Annotated in this window: 20 protein-coding genes, 1 tRNA gene and 1 riboswitch; of the genes, 9 read left to right on the top strand and 12 right to left on the bottom strand. The window is 63.5% G+C overall.

Going from position 1 to position 22,736, the window contains the following annotated elements:
* Nucleotides 1-11: 11 nt before the first annotated feature.
* The gene (locus BLP76_RS16100) at nt 12-512 is read right to left on the bottom strand and encodes an ECF transporter S component (protein WP_092815725.1); all 501 of its coding nucleotides are present in this window, start codon (nt 510-512) and stop codon (nt 12-14) included.
* Between the two features lie 518 nt (nt 513-1,030).
* Between BLP76_RS16100 and BLP76_RS16095 the strand changes: the two genes are divergently transcribed.
* Nucleotides 1,031-1,549: a hypothetical protein gene (locus BLP76_RS16095; protein WP_092815722.1), complete on the top strand. Its 519-nt coding sequence runs from the start codon at nt 1,031-1,033 to the stop codon at nt 1,547-1,549.
* A gap of 162 nt (nt 1,550-1,711) precedes the next feature.
* A complete protein-coding gene (locus BLP76_RS16090) occupies nt 1,712-3,103 on the top strand; it encodes a serine protease (protein WP_092815719.1) in 1,392 nt (463 codons plus the stop codon).
* Nucleotides 3,104-3,614: 511 nt separating this feature from the next.
* Here BLP76_RS16090 and BLP76_RS16085 read toward each other — a convergent pair.
* Together BLP76_RS16085 and BLP76_RS16080 are read right to left on the bottom strand one after the other, a co-directional pair.
* Nucleotides 3,615-3,690, bottom strand: a tRNA-Glu gene (locus BLP76_RS16085).
* A 433-nt stretch (nt 3,691-4,123) separates the two neighbouring features.
* The gene (locus BLP76_RS16080) at nt 4,124-4,534 is read right to left on the bottom strand and encodes a hypothetical protein (RefSeq protein WP_139163762.1); all 411 of its coding nucleotides are present in this window, start codon (nt 4,532-4,534) and stop codon (nt 4,124-4,126) included.
* Between BLP76_RS16080 and BLP76_RS16075 the strand changes: the two genes are divergently transcribed.
* Entirely contained in the window at nt 4,533-5,543 is a 1,011-nt protein-coding gene (locus tag BLP76_RS16075) for an RluA family pseudouridine synthase (RefSeq protein ID WP_092815714.1), read from the top strand. The two genes, BLP76_RS16080 and BLP76_RS16075, sit on opposite strands and share 2 nt — an antisense overlap.
* A 163-nt stretch (nt 5,544-5,706) precedes the next feature.
* Nucleotides 5,707-6,621, top strand: coding sequence for an RNA polymerase sigma factor RpoH (rpoH, locus tag BLP76_RS16070; protein WP_092815711.1), 915 nt, complete (start codon nt 5,707-5,709; stop codon nt 6,619-6,621).
* A 55-nt stretch (nt 6,622-6,676) separates the two neighbouring features.
* Here rpoH and BLP76_RS16065 read toward each other — a convergent pair whose 3' ends face one another.
* Nucleotides 6,677-7,624 (bottom strand): DMT family transporter, encoded by a 948-nt coding sequence (locus tag BLP76_RS16065; RefSeq protein WP_092815709.1) that lies wholly within the window; start codon nt 7,622-7,624, stop codon nt 6,677-6,679.
* A gap of 10 nt (nt 7,625-7,634) precedes the next feature.
* Nucleotides 7,635-8,579: a DMT family transporter gene (locus tag BLP76_RS16060; RefSeq protein WP_092815707.1), complete on the bottom strand. Its 945-nt coding sequence runs from the start codon at nt 8,577-8,579 to the stop codon at nt 7,635-7,637.
* Nucleotides 8,580-8,689: 110 nt separating this feature from the next.
* Nucleotides 8,690-8,801, top strand: a riboswitch (TPP riboswitch).
* A gap of 32 nt (nt 8,802-8,833) precedes the next feature.
* Between BLP76_RS16060 and BLP76_RS16055 the strand changes: the two genes are divergently transcribed.
* Both BLP76_RS16055 and BLP76_RS16050 read left to right on the top strand, forming a co-directional pair.
* Nucleotides 8,834-9,592, top strand: coding sequence for an ABC transporter permease (locus tag BLP76_RS16055; protein WP_244514630.1), 759 nt, complete (start codon nt 8,834-8,836; stop codon nt 9,590-9,592).
* Nucleotides 9,593-9,633: 41 nt separating this feature from the next.
* The gene (locus BLP76_RS16050) at nt 9,634-10,578 is read left to right on the top strand and encodes an ABC transporter substrate-binding protein (protein WP_092815705.1); all 945 of its coding nucleotides are present in this window, start codon (nt 9,634-9,636) and stop codon (nt 10,576-10,578) included.
* A gap of 36 nt (nt 10,579-10,614) precedes the next feature.
* Here the strand turns inward: BLP76_RS16050 and BLP76_RS18885 are convergent, their stop codons facing one another.
* The 4 genes from BLP76_RS18885 to BLP76_RS16025 form a co-directional block, all read right to left on the bottom strand.
* Nucleotides 10,615-12,342 carry a hypothetical protein gene (locus tag BLP76_RS18885; protein WP_176579652.1) on the bottom strand — a complete coding sequence of 576 codons (1,728 nt, stop codon included), beginning with the start codon at nt 12,340-12,342 and terminating at the stop codon, nt 10,615-10,617.
* Nucleotides 12,343-12,383: 41 nt separating this feature from the next.
* Nucleotides 12,384-13,679: an adenylosuccinate synthase gene (locus BLP76_RS16035; RefSeq protein ID WP_092815699.1), complete on the bottom strand. Its 1,296-nt coding sequence runs from the start codon at nt 13,677-13,679 to the stop codon at nt 12,384-12,386.
* Between the two features lie 240 nt (nt 13,680-13,919).
* Nucleotides 13,920-15,509, bottom strand: coding sequence for a phosphoglycerate dehydrogenase (serA, locus tag BLP76_RS16030; RefSeq protein ID WP_092815696.1), 1,590 nt, complete (start codon nt 15,507-15,509; stop codon nt 13,920-13,922).
* 115 nt (nt 15,510-15,624) lie between these two features.
* A complete protein-coding gene (locus tag BLP76_RS16025) occupies nt 15,625-16,800 on the bottom strand; it encodes a phosphoserine transaminase (RefSeq protein WP_092815693.1) in 1,176 nt (391 codons plus the stop codon).
* Nucleotides 16,801-17,030: 230 nt separating this feature from the next.
* On the opposite strand from BLP76_RS16025, the gene BLP76_RS16020 reads away from it, so the two are divergent.
* Nucleotides 17,031-17,423: a hypothetical protein gene (locus BLP76_RS16020; RefSeq protein WP_092815690.1), complete on the top strand. Its 393-nt coding sequence runs from the start codon at nt 17,031-17,033 to the stop codon at nt 17,421-17,423.
* 124 nt (nt 17,424-17,547) lie between these two features.
* Here the strand turns inward: BLP76_RS16020 and BLP76_RS16015 are convergent, their stop codons facing one another.
* A complete protein-coding gene (locus tag BLP76_RS16015; RefSeq protein ID WP_338081429.1) occupies nt 17,548-18,408 on the bottom strand; it encodes an outer membrane protein in 861 nt (286 codons plus the stop codon).
* A gap of 500 nt (nt 18,409-18,908) precedes the next feature.
* On the opposite strand from BLP76_RS16015, the gene BLP76_RS16010 reads away from it, so the two are divergent.
* Together BLP76_RS16010 and BLP76_RS16005 are read left to right on the top strand one after the other, a co-directional pair.
* Complete coding sequence (locus BLP76_RS16010) at nt 18,909-19,421, top strand: hypothetical protein (protein WP_092815687.1); 513 nt, start codon at nt 18,909-18,911, stop codon at nt 19,419-19,421.
* A 33-nt stretch (nt 19,422-19,454) separates the two neighbouring features.
* Nucleotides 19,455-19,673, top strand: a complete 219-nt coding sequence (locus tag BLP76_RS16005; protein ID WP_092815684.1) for a hypothetical protein — start codon at nt 19,455-19,457, stop codon at nt 19,671-19,673.
* A 16-nt stretch (nt 19,674-19,689) separates the two neighbouring features.
* Here the strand turns inward: BLP76_RS16005 and BLP76_RS16000 are convergent, their stop codons facing one another.
* Together BLP76_RS16000 and BLP76_RS15995 are read right to left on the bottom strand one after the other, a co-directional pair.
* The gene (locus BLP76_RS16000) at nt 19,690-21,024 is read right to left on the bottom strand and encodes a GGDEF domain-containing protein (protein WP_092815681.1); all 1,335 of its coding nucleotides are present in this window, start codon (nt 21,022-21,024) and stop codon (nt 19,690-19,692) included.
* A gap of 271 nt (nt 21,025-21,295) precedes the next feature.
* Nucleotides 21,296-22,693 (bottom strand): NAD(P)(+) transhydrogenase (Re/Si-specific) subunit beta, encoded by a 1,398-nt coding sequence (locus BLP76_RS15995; RefSeq protein ID WP_092815678.1) that lies wholly within the window; start codon nt 22,691-22,693, stop codon nt 21,296-21,298.
* Between the last annotated feature and the right edge of the window lie 43 nt (nt 22,694-22,736).

The raw sequence follows: 22,736 nt of genomic DNA, 5'->3' as shown, positions 1-22,736 counted from the left end.
CCCCGAAAACGTCACATATGGCCGAGCGGCGTCTTGCGCAGCGCGAGGATCGCCGCCGCCGCAAGCACCACATTGACCGCGCTCGCAACGAGGAGAACCGGAATGAGCCCGCTCACCGGCGCTTCAAGGGCCGGAAAGACCCAGCCGATCAGCGTCGGCCCGACATAGCCGTTGCAGACGATGCCGGCCGGAATGGCGACGATCAGGAACCACACATTGTTGGAATAGCGCAGGATGGCACCGAAGAGATACGCCCAGAGCGCCTGTTCGCACGCGATGAAGAGATGCACCGGCACCGAAAAGGGAAAGCCGCCCGAAACAGCGGAGAGAAGATGCGCCACCGCGGCAACCGGCGCGCCGAGAAGCGGACCATAGAAGCCGGCGACGAAATAGGAGGGAAAAGCGTCGAGCGCGATGGAGCTCGCACCACCGAATTTCACGAAGCCGAGAAGAAAGGACAAAAGCGAGAAGACGGCAACGATGATCAGGGAGCGGGGGAGAGAGGAACGCATAAAAGGCACCGGGAGCCTTGAGGGGAGGAAACGCACGGCAAGCGGCGAAAGCCGATTTCGGATGCGGGCGGAAGGGTTTGCCGAACATTTCCCTGGCGTCAAGCCGCGTGACCTGCATAGCCGCCAACGCCACACGAAAAGAACCGGCACGTGAGGTCGGAGGAGCCTCCATCGCGCCCCGCGGCTGGGGAGAAAACGGTAGCTTGCACACCGGCGGGACACCGCAGCGCTTGCTCCATGATCCTTTCGGATTTCCACAAAGATTGGCCGGCAAGATCCGCCTCGGCGAAGCCTCTCTCTTGCCCGAACGCTGGCGCGCCGTTTAATTCCGTTCCAAGGTGAGACCTCCCCCGAGAGCCACCGCCCGCGGCACATGTCCGGCCCCCAGGCCGGCCGGCGCGACACCTCTGGTGGCGGAGACGGATCGATCACGCCGCTTCCCGCCTCACGACCCGCCGCCCCCTTACCCGGACGGTGGCGCTCAACCCCCCACACTCAGCCCGACTGGACATGACTTCATGATGCAAAAGATCGCCTTGGGCCTGGCCGGCCTCGCTTTGGCTGGAACCATCTCGTCCGCAAATGCCGATCCTGCCGCATTGAACGGCCGCCCCGCTCAAGCGGCCGCCTATTTCGAGCAATACTGCCTCGCGAACGGCGGAAACCTGACGAACGCGATCGACGCCCTTGCGGCCTCCAAAACCTTCGGCAATCAATCCGGCACGAACGCCGGAACGATCACATATGCGAGCTTCACCGGCCCCGACGGCATCAACGCCTCGGTCAAGATCGGCTTCTCCAGCATCGCCGACCATTGCAGCATCATCGTCATGGGCGCCGGAGACGGCATGGCCCTGAGCAAATCACTGGCGGGCCATTTCGCCGGCAAGGCAGGCGCAAACATCGCCTCCGTCGAGCCCTTCGCCGATTACGGCGAAGGCGGCTACGCAGTTCCCTATGAAGGCGGACAGATCATCGCGGCACCGATGACGACGGGCATCCAACCCGGCATCGTCCACATCAACTTCTTCCCATAAGGATCAGCGCCACGCAAATCTCATCAAGTCGCGACTTGTGTAAACCCTGCGTCCCAAACACTTGACTCAAAGGCCGCGATCTGTGGCATCGAAAAACTTGGATTGCCCATGTGCACTCGATAAGCTGCCAGCCAAGTTGGACGCAGGGGATTAACATTTCTGATGCGCCTCATGGCATCCATTCTACTGTGTCTTGTTTTCACCCCTGCTGCACTCGCCGACTATACGACGAGCAGGACGTGGTTCCGCTCGCTCGATCAGGACGACCGTCTGGTCCTGCAATTTTCGCTAATGTTCACCGACAAATACGTCGCACTCGCGGACGGCCTGTTCGGACGACGCACCTACGAAGCAATCATCAGCTTTCAGACGCGACACGGCTTGCCAAGGGATGGGATTCTCTCTCCGCCCGAGCGAGAATCCCTGGTTTCCGAAGCCGCTGCGCTTTGGGCTATCACAGGCTTTCGTTTCATCGATGACGCCGCGACCGGGCTAACACTGGGCGTTCCCACGGCCTTGCTCCGTCCCGCGGGATCTACTTCGCGGGGAAGCCGTTGGGAGAGCCCGAATGGCGCGGTGGAACTGGAAACGGTGAGCATTCCAGTTGACGAAACATCCTACACGGTCCTGTTTGATCGCCTGACTACTGAAAAGGCGACCCGCCACGTCGGCTACTCGACGATCAAGCCCAGCTTCTTCATCATCAGCGGCACGACACACGGCAAGGTCTTTTATACACGCTTCCAGCGTGATCGGTTCGAGACTCGCGGCTTCTCGCTCGCCTGGACCCCGGAGGTCGACGCAGTATTCAGCCCGCTTGCTATCGCGATGTCGAACAGTCTGTCGGTCAGCGACACACGCATCACGAATAGCCCCCGAGCAAGCCCGGCACAGCCGGTAACATCCCCACGCATCGCGCCGAACACGCCCGAGCCACATCAAGGCTTTGGCAGCGGCTTTTTCGTGGACGCAAGCCATGTCGTTACGGCCGGCCACGTCGTCGAAGGCTGCGGTTCGATTGAGATTGTCGGGTATGGAAAGGCCTCTCTTCTTCGAACCGATGCGACGAACGATCTCGCCGTTTTGCAGAGCCGTGGAAGGAGCGGAGCCTCAGCAAAGCTGCGACGAGGACCCGTCCGTCTCGGTGAGGAAATTGTGGCGCTCGGCTATCCGCTGACTATTGCAATGGCCGACACGCTCACAGTGACGGGCGGCAACGTCAATGCTCTGAGCGGATTGGGCGGAGATAGCCGAATCCTCCGCATCAGCGCACCAATTCAGCCCGGCAATTCCGGAGGGCCGCTTGTTGACCGTAGCGGCAACATCGTGGGTCTTGTCACCAGCAAGCTTGATGAACTGAGGACGCTTGAGATCGCCGGCACCCTTCCTCAGAAGGTCAACTTCGCGCTCAAGGCCTCGCTTATCGATAATTTCTTAGCCTCTGCTGGCATCGAGCCCGATTATTCCTCCGACACGTTTGAGCCTGTCTCCATTGCCGATGTGGCAGAGATTGCTAAGCCATTCACGGTCCAGCTCCACTGTCGGCCCGAATGAAGGACGCCGAAAGCGATTTCACCGCTCAATCGAGAACACTCGCAAAGCGAAGGCTCTCGCCGGTTGCCTGCGGGATCTCTCCCGCATTCTCGACATCCACATTCCTCAGGAGCGGCAGGACGACATCGGCCTTGCGCACGAAAAGCTCCTACAGGTGCGAGCACACACGGCCGATGGTTCCCTGACGCAAAACGAGCGACAGGGCCGAGGATGACCGCGGATGGACCACGCGGCGCGCGACCAGGCGTCCGGCGCGCGCCGTCCAGCGCGCCGCGCTGCCACGCACAGGCAGATCGCACCGTTTAGGAACCGCTTCGGAGCCGCAGGAACGCGATCGTGGAGACCGTCCCGGAGACGATGACGTGCAGTCCGATGAAGCCGTGGGCGTGCGGTGAGGCAAACGCCAGCCCATGAAGCGCGAGCCTGGTTCGAAGGCGCAGGAAGGTCGCAAGGAAATGCCGCGCCCGGCCGAAAATCCAATGCCAAATGCCCGCATCAAGGACTTAGGCGCTGGTACTCCCTAGGGGAATCGAACCCCTGTTTCCGCCGTGAGAGGGCGGCGTCCTAGACCGCTAGACGAAGGGAGCAGCGGCGTCAGCCTGGCAGGCGAAAGCGCCCGCGCGAAGCATCGGAGGCGCTATGTGGCATGACCCGCGCGGCGATGCAAGAGGCGACGGGACGAGAAATCAAAATCCCGTATGCGAGGCAGGACACCGTCCGGTCCACCCGGCCCCCGCGCCGACGAAGCGCCCCGCAGAAGATAGCAAATTGACGGCAAAAGGCGCGCTCCCCCGCCAGCCCCGAAAGGTGCAAGACCATCGCAGCCATGGAAGGCGCAAAAGATCAGCGGCACGACAAGGTGCAAGGGCCGCAGCGTGCCACTATTTCTTGCTAGGTGCGCGTCTTGCCGCCTGCGGTTCTCGCCGCGTGCGGGTCTTGCCGCCTGTTCCGGCAGGCACGGACCCTGCCCTCAGCCAACCGCTCGCAACAGCCCTCTGAACGGCCCTCCGAGCGGCCCTCTCAGCCGCCTGGAAGCAGTTTGACGCGGTGCAGGATTTCGCCGCTCGCCGCATCGAGGACGAGAAGCTCTTCGCCCCGGCCCTCCTGCCCGTCGCCGCGCGCCTCTCCGCTGATCCGCAGAAGGATGTTGTCGCCGTCAAGCGCGGCCGACGTGACGGTGGCTCCCGCCGGCAGCCGCACTTCGGCGACGCTCGGCCCCGTCCCGGCCGGGGCGCCGAAGAGACCGAGCTTGTAGACTATTGCGCCGAACACGGCGACAAAGCCCAAAACCATGGTCCCGAACGAAACGATCAACAGGCGGACGAGCCGCCGGCGCACTCTTTCTGCGGCCGGATCGAGAGGCTTTTCGTCGTCGTCGCCCACCGGCGGCAGTTTTCCGGGGCGCTCTTTGGCGGATGCGTGAGGCGTCATGAAGGATCACGAAAGCGTGTTGGATTACACTGTGGAGCCGGACGAAACCGGCCTGCGCCTCGATGCCTTTCTGGCTGCCCGCGCCGATCGTCTGTCGCGCAGCCGCCTCAAGGCTTTGATCAAGGACGGCCATGTCCGCGTCGGCGCGCGGAAATTAGACGAGCCGAACTACCGGGTCAAACCCGGCGAGACCGTCGAAGTGGATCTGCCGGAGCCGGAAGAAGCCACCCCGCGCCCGGAAGCGATCCCGCTTGCGATCGTTTATGAGGATGACCATCTCGTCGTCGTCGACAAGCCTGCGGGCATGGTCGTCCATCCCGCCCCCGGCGCTCACGACGGAACCCTCGTCAATGCCCTCCTCCACCATTGCGGCGACACGCTTTCCGGCATCGGCGGGATTCGCCGTCCGGGCATCGTGCATCGCCTCGACAAGGACACGAGCGGCCTTCTGGTGATCGCCAAGAACGACGTCGCCCATCGCGATCTCTCCGCGCAATTTGCCGATCACGGACGCGAGGGGCCGCTGAAACGGGAATATTGCGCGCTCGTCTGGGGCGTGCCGCAATTGCGCGCCGGGTCGGTCGATGCCCCGCTCGACCGCGATACGAAGAACCGCGAAAAACGCGCCGTCCGCCGCAGCGGCCGTCATGCCGTCACGCATTACCGGGTGGAAGAAACCTTTGAGAACGGGCTCGCAAGTCTCGTCACCTGTCGCCTGGAAACGGGTCGCACCCATCAAATTCGCGTGCATATGGCCCATATCGGCCACCCGCTTCTGGGCGACGCACTTTACGGCTCTGGCTTTCAGTCGAAGGTCGCAAAGCTCCCCGCGGACGCGGCCGACGCCCTTCGCGCCCTCTTCCGCCAGGCCCTGCATGCCCGCTCGCTCGGCTTTCGCCATCCTGAAACAGGCGAGACCGTGCTCTTCCATTCGGACCTGCCGAGCGATTTCGAGACACTTCTGAACGCCTTAAGAAAGCCTTCTGAAGCCTTACAAGGCCGTAATTAGGAAGCATCGCGAGAGCCGTGATAGGCTTGACGCAACCCAGGACGTGACAAAAGTTAGACAGGCGGGGTCAAAAGCTCTGCTCCGAGACAATCCACGAGTGCACAGGATGCGGCCGCTCCGCGGCGCCTCCCAGTGTCGACTCTTTTGATGACAGGCAATCCCGATGGCCACAGGCAACATCCCCGTCGTATCCACCGCCGAAGGCGGTTTGTCTCGTTATCTCGACGAGATTCGCAAATTCCCCATGCTCGAGCCGCAAGAGGAATATATCCTCGCCAAGCGCTATCAGGAGCATGACGACCGCGATGCCGCGCATCGTCTGGTGACGAGCCATCTGCGCCTCGTCGCCAAGATCGCCATGGGCTATCGCGGCTATGGCCTGCCGATCGGCGAGGTCATTTCGGAAGGCAATGTCGGCCTGATGCAGGCCGTCAAGCGCTTCGATCCCGACAAGGGCTTCCGTCTCGCCACCTATGCGATGTGGTGGATCCGCGCCGCGATCCAGGAATATATCCTGCGCTCCTGGTCGCTCGTGAAGATGGGCACGACCGCCAATCAGAAGCGTCTGTTCTTCAACCTGCGCAAGGCCAAGAGCCAGATCTCCGCGCTGGAAGAAGGCGATCTGAAGCCCGAGCAGGTGGCAACGATCGCCAAGCGTCTCAATGTCAGCGAGGAGGAGGTCATCTCCATGAACCGGCGCTTGTCCGGCGATGCCTCGCTCAACGCGCCGATCCGCGCCAATGAAGGCGAAGGCGGCGAATGGCAGGACTGGCTGTCCGACGATGAGACGGAAAGCCAGGAGACGAACCTCATCGCCCAGGACGAACTCCAGCAACGCCGCGCCATGCTGAAGGATGCGATCGAGGTGCTCGACGAGCGCGAACGGCGGATCTTCGAGGCGCGTCGTCTCTCCGATGAACCGCTGACATTGGAAGAGCTCTCGGGCGAGTTCGGCGTCTCGCGCGAGCGTGTGCGCCAGCTCGAAGTCAGGGCCTTCGAAAAGGTGCAGAAGGCGATGATCCGTGCCTCCAAGGAACGCGATCGCGGCGCCCAGCAGCGTCTCCTCGCCGACGCCTGAGGCGGAGCACCCCGCCCAAGCGCTTAACCGCGCCGCGCTTCACCCGCGAGGCGCGTCAACCGCCCCGCAGCCGCCGCAGGGCCCGTCCGTCCAAGACGACGAGCCCTGCGCCGATCATCGCCATGCCGGCGAACTGCCCCGCCGACAGGCTTTCTCCGAGAAGCACGACACCGAGCGTCACCGCGCTCACCGGGACGAGAAGCGTGACGAGCATCGCGTTCGTGCCGCCGGCGCGCGCCATAATCCGGAAAAAGAGCACATAGGCTAAGGACGTGGACAGAAGTGCCAGGCCGAGGATCGAAACGATCGCGCTCATGCCGGGCATTGCCGTGGCGAAAGGCCGGTCGACCAGGAACGCGACCGGGACCATCAACAGGGTCGATGCGGAAAGCTGCAGGGCCGCCGACACGACCGGGTCGATCGCGCGAAATCCTTTTCCGACGACGGCTGAAAACCCGTAAGACGTCGCCGCTGCAAGCATCGCCAGAACGGCCAGAAAATCGGCCGACAGCCCGCGAAGGGCCGGCAGGCCGATCATCACGGCAACACCCAGAAAGCCGAGAACGACGCCCGCGACCTTGTTCGTCGTCATCTTCTCGTCCGCCGTCAGGCGATGCGCGATCAGAACGGTGAAGATCGGCGTCGTCGCGTTGAGGATGGAGGCCGCACCCGCACCGATTTCGACCGTCGCGAAGGTGATCAGCGAAAACGGCACGGCGTTGTTGAGAAACCCCATCAAAAGCGCACGCAGATAGATCCCGCCGCGGCTTGGCAGGCGCCGTCCCGAAGCGATGATGACGACCCAGAGTGCGGCAGCGGCGATGCCGACGCGCAAGAGCACGAGTGTGAAGACCGGCACCTCCGCTCCGGCAACGCGCATGAACAGGAACGAGCCGCCCCACAGGAGCGATAGAAGGACGAGAAGCGTCAGGCTGCCGAGATCGAGAGAGGCCTCGGCAGGCGCGGGGGAAGTGCGTCGTGTGGGGAAGGTTTTGGCGTCCATGTGACGAGGCTTAAGAGAGCCTTGTCTCCGGCTCCACCCGATTCTTGAGCCGCTGCCTCCGGCTCGCAAGGAAGACGCCGGCGAGGATGCAGACGCCGCCGAAGGCGTGGGCGTAGGTGAAGGTCTCGCCAAGAGCGAAGACGGCGAGGATGGCGCCGAAGAACGGCACCAGATGGAAGAATGGTCCCGCCCGGTTCGGACCGATGAGATCGACACCCCGGTTGAAGCAGATATAGGCGAGCACTGAGGGAAAGACGGCGACGTAGAAGAGCGCCGCAAGGCTCGCCGTATTGATGTCGATATGGCCGCCGCGCATGAGGTCGAGCGCGCTTGCCGGCAGGAGCATGATGGCGCCCCATCCGATGGTGATGGCGAGGAAGCTCAGCCAGTGCAGAGGTGGCCGCCGCTTCAGGAGCGCGGAATAGGTCGCATAGATGACGACGTCGAGCAGCATGATCACATCGCCCGGGTTGAGCCGCAGATGCGCAAGCACCTGCAATTGCCCGCGCGAGACGATGACCACGACGCCGATCAGCGAGACGACGATGCCGGCAAGCTGGCCGGCGGTGAGCCGCTCGCGGAAGAGCATGAAAACGACGAGCGCGATGGCAAGAGGCGTCGTCGCCTGCAGAAGCACGACGTTGAGCGCCGTCGTATATTCGAGCGCCCAGTAGAGGAACGTGTTGAAGAGCGTGATGCCGCACAAAGCCATCAGCGTCAGCACGCCGAGATGACGCTGGATCACCGGCCAGTCCGTGCGCAGGGCCTTCATGGCAAAAGGCAGGATCAACAGCGCCGCCCCGCCCCAGCGCAGCTGAGCGAAAAGGATCGGTGAGAAATCATCGATCACCGCCCGTGCGACCACCGCATTGCCGGCCCAGAAGAGCGAGGTGAGCGTCAAGAGCAGATAGGGTTGATCGAAAAGCCAACGAAAAGGGGCAAAGAGGACACGCATTTCCCCGCCTCTATCCCTCTGCGACAAACTTGTCACGCACCTGGGACCGCAAACGCGCCCCAGCGGCAGCCCTGAGACGGCTTGCAAGCCTCGGCCGGAAAGTTATGGTGGGCCTTTCCGAGGGGTGTGCGGACAAACCGCGCTGAGATGGCCGTGATGGCGGCCGAACCCTTTGAACCTGATCCGGATCATGCCGGCGAAGGGACGGGCCTCAGTCTCTCCAGCACGCATGATCTCTGCCATGAAAGGGGCGCGTGCTGGCTATTCTCGCAATCCGTTTTGCAATCGCGATCGCGCTCCTGGCCTTGTGGGAAGGGCTGGTGCGCGCAACCGGCGTGCCGCGCTTCATCCTGCCGGCGCCGAGCGATCTCGTGGCGGCCTTCTCCGCCCTCCCCTTTTACTATCTCGGCAACGCCGCCGTCACCGCGACGGAAATCGTCATCGGGCTCGTTGTCGGAGCGCTGGTCGGAGCGCTGACCGCGATCCTGGTCGTTGCCTCTCCCGCGCTTGAAAGGCTCGCCATGCCGATCCTGGCGGCGAGCCAGGCGCTTCCGGTCTTCGCCATCGCGCCGCTTCTCGTCATCTGGTTCGGTTTCGGCATGGCGTCCAAGGTCGTGATGGCCGGGCTCATCATCTATTTTCCGGTCGCGACCTCTTTTGCCGACGGCTTGAAGCGCACGGATCCGGGGCTTCTCGATCTCGCCAGGCTCAACCGTGCCTCGCGTCGCGACACCTTCCGCTACATCCGCATTCCGGCAGCCTTGCCGGCCCTCGCCTCCGGTTTGCGGGTCGCCGCCGCAATCGCCCCGATCGGGGCCGTGGTCGGTGAATGGGTCGGCGCGTCCGCGGGCCTCGGCTTCGTCATGCTGCAGGCCAATGCCCGCATGCAAACGGACCGCGTCTTCGTTGGCCTCTTCCTGCTCGCCGCCATGGCGATCCTGCTGCGCGCCCTGATCGACCTCTTCCTGCGCCGCCTCCTTGGCTGGGTGCCGGGAGAAGCGAGTATCGCCTGAAACGACACCCGAAACTCCGAGACCATCCCAAAAGAGAGGAAATGACCATGCTCGACCGCCTGCGCCCGGCGCTTCTGGCGCTCATCTTGTCCGCGTCTCCCGCCGCGGCCGCCGACCACCTGACCGTGCTGCTCGATTGGTTCGTGAACCCCGACCACGCACCGCTCGTCGTCGCGCAAGAAAAGGGATATTTCGCCGAGGAAGACCTCGATGTGGAGATGATCCCGCCGGCCGATCCGAGCGCCCCGCCGCGGCTCGTGGCCGCCGGCGAAGGTGATGTCGCGATCTCCTATCAGCCCAACCTCTATCTCCAGATTGCCGAGGGATTGCCGCTGGCGCGCTTCGGAACGCTCGTCGAGACGCCGCTCAACTCGCTCGTGGTGCTTGAAGACAGCGATGTGACGACGCTCGCCGACCTCAAAGGCAAAACGGTCGGCTTCTCGGTCGGAGGCTTCGAAGACGTGCTTTTGAAGATGATGCTCGAGGAAAGTGGCGTGAGCCTCGACGATGTCGATCTCGTCAACGTCAACTTCGCGCTCTCGCCTGCCCTTCTCGCAGACCGCGTCGACGCCGTCATCGGCGCCTTCCGCAATGTCGAACTCAACCAGCTCGACATCGAAGGCAAGCCCGGCCGCGCCTTCTATCCCGAAGAGCACGGCGTGCCGCCTTATGACGAGCTCATCTTCATCGCGCGCTCAGACAAGCTCGACGACGACCGGCTGCCGCGCTTTCTGAAGGCGATCGAGCACGCCACGCTCTATCTCACGAACCATCCCGAGGAAGCGCTTGAGATCTTCACGAAGGCGCATCCCGATCTCGGCGACGAGCTCAACCGACGCGCCTTCATGGATACGGTCGCCCGCTTTTCGAAAAGCCCCGGCGCCTTCGACGCCGGCCGCTATCAGCGGTTTGCGGAATTCATGAAGGACCAGGGGCTGATCGAGACCGTGCCGGAGCTCGAAAGCTACGCCCAGGCCGTTCGGTAAAGGTCCGTCCGGCAAATGCCGCGCAGGCTGGGGCGATCAGGAATCGCCCCAGCTCTGCATCACATTCTCAAACACCTTGTCGCCCGGAATACCCTTCTCGAAGGTGATCAGGGCCCGCTTGCCGCCCTCGAACAGGATCGGCAGGTCGAACCAGGAACCACTGCGCAGAAGTTCCAGATTGCGCTCCACCTGATCGGGCGTGTCGGAAAGCGCGATCCAGTAGAGATCCCCGGTCACGTCGACGGCAGCGCCTGCAAGCGGCTGTCCGCGCGCCTGCTCGTTGGGCTTCATCACCAGGGCCGGCACCCGCTGCACAGCCACCGTGTCGTCGAGCGAACCTGTGAAGGCGATCTCGATGAGATGGCTCGCGGGCAAGGCGACGTCATTGTTCTTGGAGATGGTGATCGTCACCTCGGCATCACGCTCCGGCACGTCGATCTTCGCCTGAATGGCGGCACCTCCGTCTCCTCGCTGAACCGTCGACCACGACACGGCACCGTTCACCGCCTTGCCGGCGGCACCGTCTGCGCCCTGCTCGTAGAAGATCGCCCTTTGCCCGACGAGCGAACCGCTCGCGGCCTGTCCCGCGGCATCATCGTTGGAGGGCGCCGTCTCGGAGAGTTCGTCCGGCGTCCCTGGCGTTGCCGGCGGGGTCTCGTCGGCCGGCAGACCAGCACCGTCTGATTCGCCCGTATCGTCAGGCAGACCTTCATCTGCCGGCGCGCCGTCGAGAGGCGCATCCATCGGCTCGTCCTGGCTCGTGGAAGGTCCGGCACCGGGCGTTTCGGCTTCCGGCCCGGAGAGGAGGCGATCCTCGTCCTTGCCTTCCACGCGCTCGCCCTGGCTCTCGATCAGACCCGTCAGAGGCGACGAGGACGTAGTGTCCTCGGCGTTCCCCGAAGCCGTGCCCTGCGCCGTCTCATCGGAGGAGACCTGGCCGGAGACGTCATCATACGCGGTGACGATCGTATCCCATTGCGAATAGACGACCGCCCCGATGCCGAGTGCGATCAACAGAACGAGGACGGTCGCAATCAGAGCCGGCGCACGCGATGTCCGCACCTTCTCCGAACCGTCGTCCTGGCGCGGAGCCGCAACGGCCTCGTCCCTGATCTGGTCCTTGGCCTTGGATTTTTTCTCCTTCTTCCACCGCGACTTGCGGGAAGAAGATGCGTCGTCCTCACGACCGCCGTTCTCAACACCCGCATCCTCGATCCGGGCGTCCTGGGGGTAATCGTCTTTGCCCTCGGACGTCACATTCGGCACGGGGGCACCGGCAGGTCCGGCCCCGGCCGCAGCGTCCGGCCGCTTCGGCTCCCGGCTTCCCGCGAAATCGCCGCCAGCAACACCGCCGCCGACAGACCCGCTCCCACGAAGATCGCGCTCCCCGTATTGGGGCACGGCCCGGGCGTGCGGGGGCTCCGCACGAGGCGCCTCTTTTGCGGGAGGCGGGGGCGGAGGAGGAGGAGGAGGAGGTGGTGGTGGTGGCGGAGGGGGTGGAGGTGGCGGCGGTGGTGCCGGCTCCTCGTCGGGCTCCTCGACGCCGGCACTCGCGGCGGCGAAATCCTCCTCCACGACGGCGATCGCATCTTCAAGCGCCGCATGATGCCCTTCGATATCTTCTGGGGGCAACGGAGGTTCCACAGCCGTGAGCTGGCGCGCCAGCGCAGAGCGGGCGCGGTCATAGACCGCCTGGCGCATGTCCGGCCCGTCATCGGGAAGACTGGCGATGGAGCGTTTAAGGATCGCTACGTAATCGGGCATAACGCTTGAAGAACTGTGTAACCGTGGATTAACGGCAAGGCTTAGTCCTGAAATGGGTCACGGACAAGGATCGTATCGGCTCGTTCCGGGCTCGTCGACAGAAGAGCGACCGGAGCTTCGATAAGTTCTTCGATGCGCCGGACGTATTTTACCGCCTGAGCCGGAAGATCGACCCAGCTTCGTGCGCCGGCTGTCGATTCCTGCCAGCCTTCGAGGCTTTCGTAGATCGGCTTCAGCCGTGCCTGTGCCGCAGCGCCCGCCGGCAGCCAGGACACGCGGCGGCCATCCACCTCATAACCCACGCAGACCTTGATCTCGTTGAGGCCGTCGAGCACGTCGAGCTTCGTCAACGCGATGCCGTCGATGCCGGAGACCTTGACCGTCTGGCGCACGAGCGCCGCATCAAACCAGCCGCAACGCCGCTTGCGGCCCGTGACGGTGCCAAATTCGCGACCACGCTCGCCGAGGAAATTGCCGATCTCGCCTTTGTCTTCGGTTGGGAACGGCCCCTCCCCGACCCGGGTCGTGTAGGCCTTGGTGATTCCGAGCACATAATCGAGAGCCGAAGGCCCGATCCCGGAACCGGCCGAGGCCTGGCCCGCCACCGTGTTCGAGGAGGTGACATAGGGATAGGTGCCGTGGTCGATGTCGAGGAGCGCGCCCTGCGCCCCCTCGAAGAGAATGCGATCGCCCGCCTTGCGCCGCGCATCGAGCAGCGCCCACACGGTATCGCAGAACGGGATGACCCGTTCGCGCACTTCCTCGAGCTCGGCAAGGATGTCCTCGCGCGAAACTTCCGGCTCGCCGAGGCCTTTCAGAAGCGCATTGTGGTGCACGAGAAGCCGGTCGATTTTGGCCGGCAGCGTCTCAGGTTCGGTAAGGTCCATGACCCGGATCGAGCGCCTGCCGACCTTGTCCTCATAGGCCGGCCCGATGCCGCGCTGCGTCGTGCCGATCTTCGCCTCAGGCGCGGCGGCATTCTCTCTCAACCCGTCGAGGCGCCGGTGCAGCGACAGGATGAGGGCCGCATTGTCGGCGATGCGGAGCGTCTCGGGCGTCACGGTCACGCCCTGCTCGGCGAGACGGTCGATCTCGGCAATCAAAGCGTGCGGGTCGAGCACCACGCCGTTGCCGATGACGGCAAGCTTGCCCGGCCGCACCACTCCGGAGGGCAACAGGCTCAGCTTGAACGACACGCCATCGATGACGAGCGTATGACCGGCATTGTGGCCGCCTTGAAAACGCACCACCACATCGGCGCGCTCCGACAGCCAGTCGACGATCTTGCCCTTACCTTCGTCGCCCCATTGCGAGCCGACAACCACCACATTGGCCATGACACGAGGCCTTTCTGCGTCCAGCGTCTTTCAGGAATTCCTATCGCGAGTGCCCTGCTTTGGCCCCTTCCGTCAAGCGTTGCAGCGGATGGCGGCCCTGTCTGAGGTGCAGGGCATGGCGGTGAGCGCCGCCCGCGCCGGGGGCGGGCGGGCAGCAAAAGAGCCGGACCCCGCATCGCGGCGCCGGCTCTGAATGACGGCGGCCGGCTAAGCCGACCGCCGATCGATCATCGAAGCGCGTCAGAAGACGAGCGGCTTCACCTGCTGCACGTTCTCGATCCGGTTGATCGCCTCCATCAGCTCCGGCGAGATCTTGTGGTCGACCGAAACGAGGGCGATCGCGTTGCCGCCCTCGAAGTCGCGGCCGAACTGCATGCGGGCGATGTTGATGCCGTTCTCACCAAGGAGCGTGCCGATTCGGCCGATGAAGCCCGGCTTGTCGTTGTTGGTGATGTAGAGCATCAGCTCCGACAGCTCCGCCTCCATATTGATGCCCTTGATCTGGATGATGCGGGGCTTGCCGTCGGCGAAGACCGTCCCGGCGACGGAGCGCTCTTGTTTGTCGGTCACGACGGTGAGGCGGATATAGGTTTCGTAGGCGCCGTGCTGTTCGCGCCGCGTCTCTTCCACCTGGATGCCGCGCTCCTTGGCGGCGGCCGGCGCGGAGACCATGTTGACGGACTGCAGCAGCGGCTGCAGGAAGCCCGTCAGCGCCGCAGAGGTCAGCGCCTTGGTGTTCATCTCTGCGACCGTGCCCTCATACTCGATGCGGACCCGGCGCACGCCCGTCTCCGTCAGCTGACCGGCAAAAGAGCCGAGCTGCTCGGCGAGCTTGACGAAGGGCGTGAGCCGCGGCGCTTCCTCCGCCGAGATCGACGGCATGTTGAGAGCGTTCGTCACCGCACCGGTCGTCAGGTAATCGGCCATCTGTTCGGCGACCTGCAGCGCGACGTTCTCCTGCGCCTCCATCGTGGAAGCTCCAAGATGCGGCGTGCAGACGACATTGGGCGCACCGAAGAGAACGTTTTCCTTCGCCGGCTCCTGGACGAAGACGTCGACGCCCGCGGCCGCCACCTTGCCGCTGTCGAGCGCATCGCGCAGCGCCTGCTCGTCGATAAGCCCGCCGCGCGCGCAATTGATGATGCGCACGCCGTCGCGCATCTTGGCGATCGCATCGGCGCTGATGATGTTGCGGGTCCGGTCGGTGAGCGGCGTGTGCAGCGTGATGAAATCGGCACGCCGGAAAAGCTCGTCGAGCTCGACCTTCTCCACGCCGAGATCGGCCGCGCGGTCTTCCGACAGGAACGGATCATAAGCGACCACGCGCATGGAAAGCCCGAGCGCACGGCGCGCCACGACGGAACCGATGTTGCCGCAGCCGATGATGCCGAGCGTCTTGCCGGTGATCTCGACACCCATGAACTTCGACTTCTCCCATTTGCCGGCCTGGGTCGAGGCGTCGGCCTTCGGGATCTGGCGGGCGCAGGCGAACATCATGGCGATCGCATGCTCGGCCGTGGTGATGGAATTGCCGAAGGGCGTGTTCATCACGATGATGCCCTTGGCGGTCGCTGCCGGGATATCGACGTTGTCAACGCCGATGCCGGCCCGGCCGATGACCCGCAACTTGTTGGCGGCGGCGATCACCTTGTCGGTCACTTTCGTGGCGGAGCGGATGGCGAGACCGTCATACTCGCCGATGGCGGCGATCAGTGCATCCTTGTCCTTGCCGAGAGCCGGCTGAAAATCGACTTCCACCCCGCGGTCGCGAAAGATGGCGACAGCGGTTTCGGAAAGGGCGTCAGAAATGAGTACGCGGGGTTTGCTCATGGCGAAAATCCTCGTCGGGCCTGCAGCGGTGGTCGTTTCGACACGCCGGAGGCCGGTCAACTCGTGAAAGATCGGGAAGCGCCCGCGGGCGCTTGTCCCGCAGGCGAAGAAAAGGTCAGGCGGCTTTCTTGAGCGCGCTCTTTTCCGTGGCGAAGGCCCAGTCGAGCCAGGGCGTCAGCTTTTCCAGATCGGTCTTTTCGACCGTGCCGCCGCACCAGATGCGGAGACCGGCCGGCGCATCGCGATAGGCGCCGATGTCGAAGGCGACGCCTTCCTTGTCGAGACGGGCAGTCAGCGCCTTGGCAAAGGCGGCCTGCTCGGCCTCGGAAAGCGCCTTCACCTCGTCGTCGACGATGACGAGGCAGACGGAGGTGTTGGAGCGGATCGCCGGCTCATGCGCCAGGAAATCGACCCAGGAGGTCTTGGCCACCCAGTCTGAGATGACGGCGAAATTCGCATCGGCGCGGCCGACGAGGCCATTGAGACCACCGACGGAACGGGCCCAGGCGAGACCGTCGAGATAATCTTCCACCGCAAGCATCGAGGGGGTGTTGATCGTCGCGCCTTCGAAGATCTCGGCGTTGAGCTTGCCGCCCTTCACCATGCGGAAGATCTTCGGCATCGGCCAGGCGGGCGTATAGCTCTCGAGCCGTTCTACCGCGCGCGGCGACAGGATCAGCATGCCGTGCTGCGCCTCACCGCCCAGGACCTTCTGCCAGGAGAAGGTGACCACATCGAGCTTGTCGAAAGGCAGCTTCTGCGCAAAGGCGGCGGAGGTGGCGTCGCAGATCGTCAGCCCCTCGCGGTCGGCCGGGATCCATTCGCCATCGGGCACGCGCACACCAGAGGTGGTGCCGTTCCAGGTGAAGACCACATCGCGGGTGAAATCGACCTCTCCGAGGTCGACGAGCGCGCCATACTCGGCCTTGAGCGTGCGCGTATCTTCGAGTTTCAGCTGTTTGACGACGTCCGTCACCCAGCCGGAGCCGAAGCTCTCCCAGGCAAGAACGTCGACGCCACGTGCGCCGAGCATCGACCACAGCGCCATTTCCACGGCGCCGGTATCGGAGGCGGGCACGATGCCGATTTTGTAGTCGGCGGGAACGCCGAGAATGTCGCGGGTTTCCTCGATCGCCTGCTTCAACTTGGCCTTGCCGCCCTTGGAGCGGTGCGAACGGCCGAGAAAGGCGTCGGAAAGTGCATCAAGCGTCCAACCGGGGCGCTTGGCAGTCGGTCCAGAAGAAAAGCGGGGATTGGCCGGGCGCTCTGCCGGCTGCGAAATCATCGTCATGTCAGTCTACCCTTTCAGATAGGCGCTCCGCGTTGGGGCGGAGTGTCCCGCCGCCGCCTTTACAGAAATGGGGGTGACAACGCAACTGACTTATTGTGGACCGCCGGAGAGCAGCCATGTCTGTTGCGCGCTTGCCTCAATATAGAGAATGCGTTTTCAGAAGAGTGTCGTCGGGGGAGCGTCGATCCCACCCTTTCGAGGGAAGAGAGACGCGGGTTGGGGAAGACGCGATGTCGAGCGCCGTGACGCTCCTGCTTTATTCGGCTGCCGCATTGGCGTGCGGCGCCGCGGTGGCGGAACTGCATGATCCCGTCAGCTGGAAATGGCGCACACCGCCCCTCGCAGAGCGGCTCGCGGCAATCGTGCTGATCGTGTTTTTTATGGTTCTTCTGGCGAGCCTGCTTGCAAAACTGGCGCTCGCCTTCGGCCTTTTGGGACTTCTCGCCCCGGCCATCGTCTTCTTTGCGATTTCGCCGCTCGTCGCGCTGCAGATGCCGCTTCACGAGATCGAGACATGGTCGATTGTGCGCGCCTGTTCGACCGTCGCAGGCCTGTCGACGTTCGCGGCCTGGCGCCTCGCGGCGTTCTTCTCTCCAAGCCGGCTGCCGCCCTCCCCGGGCTGAACAAGGCCTGCGCATCCGGGCCTCTGCCGCGCGGCATGAAAACCGGACCCCAGAACGCGAAACGGGCCGGCAAAGCCGACCCGCTTCTGGAGCAGATCCAGAGAGAAGCCCAGGATCAATAGGCTCAGTACTTAACGACGGCGGGTTCGCCGTAATACATCGGGTCGGGTTCCGCGGCCGGGCCCCCGAACGTGTAGCGCACGCCGAGCTTCACATCGTGAGAATCGATGTCCTTGAACTTGATCGGGTTCACACTGTCGTTGTTGCCGTCGTAGCCAACCATGTCGGCCGATTCCGCGTCGCCGAGATTGACGTAGCGATAGCCGAGATCGAGCGCGAGATTGGGGGTGACCTGATAGGCGAGACCGGCATGCAGCGCCCAGGCGAGATTCCACTCGCTGTGATCGCCGCCATAGGACGTGTAGCCGTTCGGCGTGTTGATATCGCGCATGCCGCTGATCGTGTTGCGCGAGGCGCCGATACCCGCGCCGACATAGGGCGAGAAGCCATGCCAGCTGCCGAGATCGACATAGGCGTTCGCGAGGAACAGCCATTCCGACTTCATAGCCTCGTATTCGTTCGAGCCGACGAAAGCCGGATCTGCGCCGACATAGGTGTCGAAGGCGGAGAAGCTCGTCTTCCCGCGATATTCACCGGTCAGGTCGACACGGGCCCAGGGATTGATCTGATAGCCGATACCGACGCCGGCGAAGCCGCCGCTGTCGAATTCCGGATCGTTGACGAAGCTGACCGTATCGCCGTTCGCGATCGCCTGATCGATGAGGCTGCTCGTGATCTTGTCGAGCCGCTGATTGGTGATGCCGATATCACCACGCAGATACCAGCCGCTGAAGGAAGGCGCGGCCGGCGGCAGCGGCTCTGGTTCCACGATCGGCGGAAGCGGAAGATCGGCGGCGAAAACTGCCGGTGCCGCGGTCAAGGCCGTCACGCTGGCAGCAAGCGCAAGGGTGGCGCGTTTCAACATAGTGGTCCTCGTCTTTTGCGGCGCGTCCGGCAGCCGGAAATCACCCACTGATGTTGACAAGGTTTAGCCGCGATCACTTAAGAAGGGCTTAACTATGAAGATTAACCACGCCTCTAAACCTTAACAAAAGACTACCGAAAGCCGCGAAAACAAGAACGTGTTGGAGCCCTCCCACCACGCCAGTGCCATCCGCATCCAGGGCCCGATGAGCACAGCTTTCTTTAGAATGGATCCAGAACATAGTGTTTGATTTTGCTTCGGCCTTCTGGTTCGTTCGCGAAGTCGCGACACCCGTCGCAACGTCCTTTGATGTCAGGGCCTTGAACCCTTTCGATTGGAGGAAATGAATGAGATTTTTCTGCGCGACCGCAGCGGATCAGGCGCATCCGCCCCTCCTTCACGCAGCCGGTTCGGCCCGCGGCCTAGAACCGTCCCTTGCGTTGAGTCCGAAAGCGCGTCTCCAAGCGACACACCCATCTCTCCGCGAACAGGAATAGCCCATGCACGAATGTCCTTTCGCCGGGGCTTGCGGCTATCTCAAGCGCCCTCCAGAAGCTCTCGTCGTCAACGGTTTCAGGCTGTGGGTCGCAGGCTATCAGACCGGCGACATCGAGCATTGGAGTGAGGCCTGGAACCTGTTCTCCGAGAAGTTCGGTCACGGTCCCGCACGCCATTCCGTCACCCAGCTCGCCCATTGGGTGCGCTCCGTCTTTCTCTGGCGGACGGATCCGATCCAGTGCTTCAACTCAGGCTGCCCCCATATCTGCCGCGACGAATGTCTCGCCGTGGCAATGATCGCAGCGTGTCAGCACCGGGACGGCTCCTGCCTCGATTATTGTCTGGAGCGCTTTTGCGGCTTTGCCGATCATCGCGAACCGCTGGAGGCGGCGCTGGGCTTCGCGTCGGCACTCGATGCACACGGCCAGCGATTGATGTCGGTCCCGTGCGAAGTGGTCCGGGGTCTGATCGAGCCACCGGAATCTGCCCCGCAGATCGCCCGCACCTACCATTGAGCCTTTTGACAAGGCGAGCGAACAGAGCTCCAAATGTTGCTTCGTATTCTGGCTGCCACTGCGCTGACGCTGGCCGCGGTCGCGGGCTATGCCCATGCGAGTTTCCAGCATCCTCCCCTGCCGACCATGATCAGCATCGATGCCTGGGTCAAAAGCGACGAGGCGCCGGCGTGCCGCGCATCGATCCGGCCGGACAGCACGGCCGCCTGCCGGCAAGAGAGCCCCGCTCCCGAGGCAGCCAGTCACAGGTGACGGCGGCTTCGCGGATTCAGACGAGCTCGCTCCCGATGCCTTCGGGATCTTGAGCGCCGTCGGCCTGCGTGCCGCGATCTTGCGCCAGATCTCCTTCCGCCCGCAGCCTTGAGCTTTCCCCGTGCCGCCGCCGCTTGGCCCGGTAAAGCGACCGGTCGGCGGCCGCGAACAATTCCTCGAACGTCCGTCCATCATCGGGCGATGTCGCATGGCCGGTGCTGATGGTCACCGGCCGCCCGAGCGGCGGCAATTTGAGAGCCGCAACCCGGCGCATCAGCCGGTCGCCGAGCGACGTCGCCTCCCAGCGGTCGAGATCGTTGCAACAGATGACGAACTCGTCGCCGCCATAGCGCACCAGCACGTCGTCCTTGCGCAGGACGCCCTGCATCGTCGCGGCCATCTCTTTGAGAACGAGATCCCCGCACGCATGGCCGAAATCGTCGTTGATCGCCTTGAACTCGTCGATGTCGACGATGAGCACACTGAACGGCCGCCCCGCCTCGGGCACGCAATTGAGCGAATCCTTGCCTTCGCCAGGCAGCCGGCTGCGATCGAACACCCCGGTCAGCTCGTCGCGCCCGACACGCTTCAGGAGATCCTCGTATTTCTCGCGATACGTAAGGATGTCGAAGATGTCGGAGATCCGCTTCTGCCGAGGCGCCACGAGTGGCGGGCGCTCGAGATAGCGCAGATAAGCCCACGCAAGCACGCCGTAGATGCAGGCCGTCACCATCTTGGCGAGCCAGCCGCCGATCAGGACGTTGATCGGCGCATCGAGAAGTGCCCAGAGCGCCGAATAAAAGCCGATCTGGTCGAAGGTGAGGATCGCCATGGCGCAGAGTGCGATGCGCAGACCAACGCTCTGCCGCATGATCCGACCAAGGCGCTCATAAAGCAGGATGATGAGGATGCTGTCGACGAACAGAAGCACCGTGCCCCACACCATCAGCCAGCCCATGTCGTTCATGAAGCTGAAATCGGGCAATTGCCCCGTCGCCGGCGCGACGAGGTGATGGCGCGCCAGGAAGACGAGAGCCACGGTCAGGAAGTTGCCGATGAGAAGCCCGTAGATCGGCTGACGAACCGTGGAGGCGTCTTCACGGATATAGACGAGGAGAAGGAGAACGAGCTTGCCGGCGAAGAGAACCGTCGAGCCCGGCGAAATTGCCGTCCCCTCCGCGAAGGGCACGTAAAGGATCGCCGCGAGATAGGTCTCGAGGAAATGCATCGTGCCGAGGGCACAGAAGAAGATACCGATCCCGAGCCGATGGCGAAGCCTGAAGAGACCGGCCATGACCGCGAAATAGACGGTCAGCTCCAATAACAGCAAAAGGACGTTGATCACATCCATGAGGCGATCCCTCAATGGTGCCGCCAGCCCCTGGCGCCAACCGCTTCACAGGCGCGGCGCGGTTTCCAGGAAAGGGAACGGCATCACTTTGACTTTGTGGAGCCCATAAATCCGATGTGAGGGATCAAATCAAGTGGAAAACTTGATTAAAAGGCGAGCAATCTCTCCAGAGAGTCACCGCCTCGGCGCGCCGGCCGCCAACTTCGTCAGACAACAAAAAACGGCCGCAGCATGCGCTGCGGCCGTTGCAACAACCGAAATCCCTCGGACCCTAGCCGAGTGACTTGACGATCGCTTCGGTCATTTTCTTGGCATCGCCGAAGAGCATCATCGTCTTGTCGAGGAAGAAGAGCTCGTTCTGAATGCCGGCATAGCCCGAGGACATGGAGCGTTTGACGAAGAGCACCGTGCCCGCCTTGTCGACGTCGAGAATCGGCATGCCGTAGATCGGCGATTGCGGATCGTCGCGCGCGGCCGGATTGGTGACGTCGTTGGCGCCGATGACGTAGGCGACATCGGCCTGGCTGAACTCGGAGTTGATATCTTCGAGCTCGAAGACCTCGTCATAGGGCACGTTCGCTTCCGCCAGGAGCACGTTCATATGCCCCGGCATACGGCCGGCGACCGGATGGATGGCGTATTTCACTTCCACGCCCTCCTTCTTCAAGGCCGCGGCCATTTCGTGGAGGGCGTGCTGCGCCTGCGCCACCGCCATGCCGTAACCCGGCACGATGATGACCTTGGAGGCGTTCTTCATCAAGAAAGCCGCGTCTTCCGCCGAGCCCTGCTTGACCGGACGATCGTCCGCACCGCCGCTCGCAGCCGTGGTCTCGCCGCCGAAGCCGCCGAGGATGACGGAGATGAAGGAGCGGTTCATGCCCTTACACATGATGTAGGACAGGATCGCACCCGACGAGCCGACGAGCGCACCCGTGATGATGAGCGCCGTGTTGCCGAGCGTGAAACCGATGCCGGCGGCCGCCCACCCCGAATAGGAGTTCAGCATCGACACGACGACCGGCATATCCGCCCCGCCGATCGGCACGATGATCAGGACGCCCAGCGCCAGGCTGACGATGGTGATCAGCCAGAAAGCCGTGTGGCTTTCCGTGGCGGCGAAGATGATGATGCACAGAAGCAGGAAGACGCCGAGGCCGATATTCACCTGATGGCGCATCGGCAGCATGATCGGCTTGCCGCTCATGCGTCCGTCGAGCTTCAAAAACGCAATGATCGAACCGGTGAAGGTGATCGCGCCGATCGCCACGCCGAGCGACATCTCGATGAGGCTCGCTCCGTGGATCGATCCGGGATCGCCGATGCCGAAGGCCTGCGGCGCATAAAGCGCGGCTGCGGCCACCAGAACGGCGGCGAGGCCGACGAGCGAATGGAACGCGGCCACAAGCTGCGGCATCGCCGTCATGGCGATGCGCTTGGCGATCACCGCGCCGGCACCACCGCCGATGGCGATCGCCAGGATGATGAGTCCCCAGGATCCGAAGCTGGCCGGGGGATGCCCGATCAGCGTGGTGAGCACGGCAATGACCATGCCGGCCATGCCGAACTGGTTGCCCTGGCGGCTGGTTTCCGGGTGTGAAAGACCGCGCAGTGCCAGAATGAAAAGGACACCCGCAATCAGATAAAGAAAGGCTGTGACGCTGGCAGACATCAGGCGCGCACTCCCTCAGCGGCGGCGCCTGCCGCCCGAGCCT

Origin of the sequence: Afifella marina DSM 2698 (assembly GCF_900102695.1) — a bacterium.
Lineage (GTDB): Bacteria > Pseudomonadota > Alphaproteobacteria > Rhizobiales > Afifellaceae > Afifella > Afifella marina.
Note: the sequence above shows the minus strand (reverse complement) of the source record. Positions and strands in the feature narration are given on the sequence as shown.

What these genes read in the sequence shown, in the direction of transcription:
- BLP76_RS16010 (WP_092815687.1), top strand. Translation starts at nt 18,909, where the DNA reads ATGCACGAATGTCCTTTCGCCGGGGCTTGCGGCTATCTCAAGCGCCCT.
- BLP76_RS15995 (WP_092815678.1), bottom strand. Translation starts at nt 22,693, where the DNA reads ATGTCTGCCAGCGTCACAGCCTTTCTTTATCTGATTGCGGGTGTCCTT.
- BLP76_RS16000 (WP_092815681.1), bottom strand. Translation starts at nt 21,024, where the DNA reads ATGGATGTGATCAACGTCCTTTTGCTGTTATTGGAGCTGACCGTCTAT.
- BLP76_RS16025 (WP_092815693.1), bottom strand. Translation starts at nt 16,800, where the DNA reads ATGACGATGATTTCGCAGCCGGCAGAGCGCCCGGCCAATCCCCGCTTT.
- BLP76_RS16080 (WP_139163762.1), bottom strand. Translation starts at nt 4,534, where the DNA reads ATGACGCCTCACGCATCCGCCAAAGAGCGCCCCGGAAAACTGCCGCCG.
- BLP76_RS16015 (WP_338081429.1), bottom strand. Translation starts at nt 18,408, where the DNA reads ATGTTGAAACGCGCCACCCTTGCGCTTGCTGCCAGCGTGACGGCCTTG.
- BLP76_RS18885 (WP_176579652.1), bottom strand. Translation starts at nt 12,342, where the DNA reads ATGCCCGATTACGTAGCGATCCTTAAACGCTCCATCGCCAGTCTTCCC.
- BLP76_RS16060 (WP_092815707.1), bottom strand. Translation starts at nt 8,579, where the DNA reads ATGCGTGTCCTCTTTGCCCCTTTTCGTTGGCTTTTCGATCAACCCTAT.
- rpoH (WP_092815711.1), top strand. Translation starts at nt 5,707, where the DNA reads ATGGCCACAGGCAACATCCCCGTCGTATCCACCGCCGAAGGCGGTTTG.
- BLP76_RS16005 (WP_092815684.1), top strand. Translation starts at nt 19,455, where the DNA reads ATGTTGCTTCGTATTCTGGCTGCCACTGCGCTGACGCTGGCCGCGGTC.
- BLP76_RS16050 (WP_092815705.1), top strand. Translation starts at nt 9,634, where the DNA reads ATGACCATGCTCGACCGCCTGCGCCCGGCGCTTCTGGCGCTCATCTTG.
- BLP76_RS16075 (WP_092815714.1), top strand. Translation starts at nt 4,533, where the DNA reads ATGAAGGATCACGAAAGCGTGTTGGATTACACTGTGGAGCCGGACGAA.
- BLP76_RS16100 (WP_092815725.1), bottom strand. Translation starts at nt 512, where the DNA reads ATGCGTTCCTCTCTCCCCCGCTCCCTGATCATCGTTGCCGTCTTCTCG.
- BLP76_RS16090 (WP_092815719.1), top strand. Translation starts at nt 1,712, where the DNA reads ATGCGCCTCATGGCATCCATTCTACTGTGTCTTGTTTTCACCCCTGCT.
- BLP76_RS16095 (WP_092815722.1), top strand. Translation starts at nt 1,031, where the DNA reads ATGATGCAAAAGATCGCCTTGGGCCTGGCCGGCCTCGCTTTGGCTGGA.
- BLP76_RS16020 (WP_092815690.1), top strand. Translation starts at nt 17,031, where the DNA reads ATGTCGAGCGCCGTGACGCTCCTGCTTTATTCGGCTGCCGCATTGGCG.
- serA (WP_092815696.1), bottom strand. Translation starts at nt 15,509, where the DNA reads ATGAGCAAACCCCGCGTACTCATTTCTGACGCCCTTTCCGAAACCGCT.
- BLP76_RS16065 (WP_092815709.1), bottom strand. Translation starts at nt 7,624, where the DNA reads ATGGACGCCAAAACCTTCCCCACACGACGCACTTCCCCCGCGCCTGCC.
- BLP76_RS16035 (WP_092815699.1), bottom strand. Translation starts at nt 13,679, where the DNA reads ATGGCCAATGTGGTGGTTGTCGGCTCGCAATGGGGCGACGAAGGTAAG.